General features: G+C 58.1%; 2 protein-coding genes and 1 pseudogene. 2 read left to right on the top strand and 1 reads right to left on the bottom strand.

The window, feature by feature from the left end; translation table 11 throughout:
• The first annotated feature begins 104 nt into the window (after nt 1–104).
• Nucleotides 105–1,169, top strand: a complete 1,065-nt coding sequence (locus ACRC1E_RS10200; RefSeq protein ID WP_438514987.1) for an alkene reductase — start codon at nt 105–107, stop codon at nt 1,167–1,169.
• A gap of 74 nt (nt 1,170–1,243) precedes the next feature.
• On the opposite strand, the gene ACRC1E_RS10195 is transcribed toward ACRC1E_RS10200, so the two are convergent.
• The gene (locus tag ACRC1E_RS10195) at nt 1,244–2,143 is read right to left on the bottom strand and encodes a LysR family transcriptional regulator (RefSeq protein WP_438514986.1); all 900 of its coding nucleotides are present in this window, start codon (nt 2,141–2,143) and stop codon (nt 1,244–1,246) included.
• 115 nt (nt 2,144–2,258) lie between these two features.
• Here ACRC1E_RS10195 and ACRC1E_RS10190 point away from each other — a divergent pair.
• Nucleotides 2,259–2,495 (top strand): annotated as a pseudogene (locus ACRC1E_RS10190) (hypothetical protein); the annotation flags it as partial.

Raw genomic sequence — 2,495 nt, 5'->3', positions numbered from 1 at the left:
AATGGCTGCGTAACCCACCATCCGCAAGCGGCGTCCCCCGCTTCTGTGCCTTTCAGATTGTGCCTCCTGCGCCCACCCCCGCCATTTCACACACAGGACCCACCATGCCCACGCTATTCGATCCGCTTGCCATGGGCGAGCTCAAGCTGAAAAACCGCGTCGTAATGGCGCCGATGACGCGCAACCGCGCCGACGCACACGGTGTGCCGACGCCGGAAATGCTCGACTATTATGCGCAGCGCGCCAGTGCCGGCCTGATTGTGGCCGAAGGGACATGGCCTGCGCATGAAGGGCAGGCCTATTGTCGCCAGCCCGGCATTGCAACGGCGGAACAGGTACATGCCTGGCGCGGCATTACCGATGCGGTACACGAGGCCGGCGGCACCATCGTGCTGCAGATCATGCATGGCGGGCGCGTCGGCAGCCGCCATATCAAGGGCGAGGGCGTGCGTACCGTCGCGCCGTCAGCCATTGCCGCACGTGGCGAAATCTATACCGACGCGGCCGGCATGCAGCCATTCGATACCCCCGAGGCGTTAAGCACCGCAGAAGTGCGTGCCGTGGTGGCCGGGCACGCACACGCCGCGCGTCTGGCGCGCGAGGCCGGTTTTGATGGTGTCGAGCTGCATTGCACCAGCGGCTATTTGCCGATGAGCTTTATGTGTTCGGGCACCAATACCCGCACCGATGAATATGGCGGCACGGTCGAAAACCGCGTGCGTTTTGCCGTCGAGTGTCTGGGCGCAATGGCCGATGCCATCGGCGCCGGCCGCGTCGGCCTGCGCATCAATCCCGGCAACAGCTACAACGACACCTCCGACGCCGACCCGGCGGCAACACATATCGCGCTGCTGCGCGCCGCATCGGCGCTGAATCTTGCCTATCTGCATGTGATGCGCGCACCGCTTGCAGATATCGACGCATTTTCGCTGGCACGGGCCAACTTCAAAGGCGGCGGCATCATCCTCAACGACGGGTTTGGCGGTTCGGACGCCGATATGGCGATTGATGCCGGCGTGGGGGATGCAGTGTCGTTCGCGCGCCACTATGTGGCCAACCCCGATCTGCTACGCCGCCTGCGCGAAGGCCTGCCGCTGGCGCGCTTCGACCGCAATACGCTCTATACCGCCGGCAGCAAGGGCTACAACGATTATCCGGCCTTGCCCTGACACGGGCCCGCTCAGGAGGACTGCCCGGCTATTGCACATGACAGTGGTGTCATGTGCATAGGTATTTTAGCGGCTTAATCTGTCCACATCGGGTCGAGCACCATCCTCTCGAGCAAAAAATCGAGGAAGCTGCGCAGTAGCGGCGACATCTGTTTGCGCGTGCTGTATACCCCGTAGATATCGATTTTCTTCGGCTGCCACTTTATCAGCAGCGGGATCAGTTCTCCCCGGTCAATATAGGGTTGTACCGAATAACGGGGCTGCATGCTGATACCCGTCCCCTTGAGGGTCGCTTCCAGTAGCAGGTTGGAGATGTTTGCACTTAAATTGCCGCAGACCGGCACCGATTCGGGGCCATCCGGGCCTGTGAATTCCCATATGCTCTTGCCGAAGTAGGCATAGGAGAGACAATTATGTATGGCCAGATCCTGCACCCTTACGGGGGCTGGGTGCTTATCCAGATAAGCCGGGCTGGCACATACTACCGAGTGGCAAGTACCAAGGCGGCGGGCGACCAGATTGGAGTCCGGTTTATTGGTAATACGGAGTGCCAGATCAATCCGCTCTTCGACCAGATTGACAACTTTATCTTGCAGCAGGATATCGATAGATGTGCCGGGGTATCGAGCCAGATAGTCATTAACGACGCCAGCCAGCAGCGTTTGGGATAGTGAGTAACAGCTGGTAATTCTCAGTAGCCCCATGGGTTCTTCTGCATCGCGTTCGGCGATTTGCTTCATCTCGTCTTGCAGTGCCAGCATGGCCCGTGCATTGCTTAGCGCCTCTTCTCCCGGCCCAGTCAGACTGAGTCGCCGGGTCGTGCGGTGCAATAAACGCACCCCCATCCAGCCTTCCAGTTCAGCCAGATAGCGCGACACCATGGCGCGAGACATGTCCAGTTTATCGCTGGCACGGCTCAGGCTACCTTGCTCGACAACGTTGACGAAGACCTGCAAGGCTGTCAGCCGATCCATCTTCAATCCTTATGTGTCCGATTATTGCAACAGTCTAATGTCTTTTTTGCAGTATTTAAATGATTAGATATTTCATATGATGAATTTCCCATTATCAATAACAATAGAAACCATTATGAATAACTCCCTGATCCGTAACCTGGCCCTGACGAGTACTCTGTTGAGCGGCGTGGCCATGGCTGGCCCGCTGAGCGTGACTGTTTACAACCCTGGTGAGAAGGCCATCTTCCCCGTTTCGTCATCACTGGTGAGCGGCGACAAAGAGGCCATCCTGATTGATGCCCAGTTTGATGTGAAAAATGGCGAGGCATTGGTCGACCTGATCAAGAAAAGCGGCAAAAAACTGACCACC

Source organism: Craterilacuibacter sp., from assembly GCF_051659485.1.
Classification (GTDB): domain Bacteria; phylum Pseudomonadota; class Gammaproteobacteria; order Burkholderiales; family Chromobacteriaceae; genus Craterilacuibacter.
This window is presented reverse-complemented; position numbering and strand designations above follow the sequence as displayed.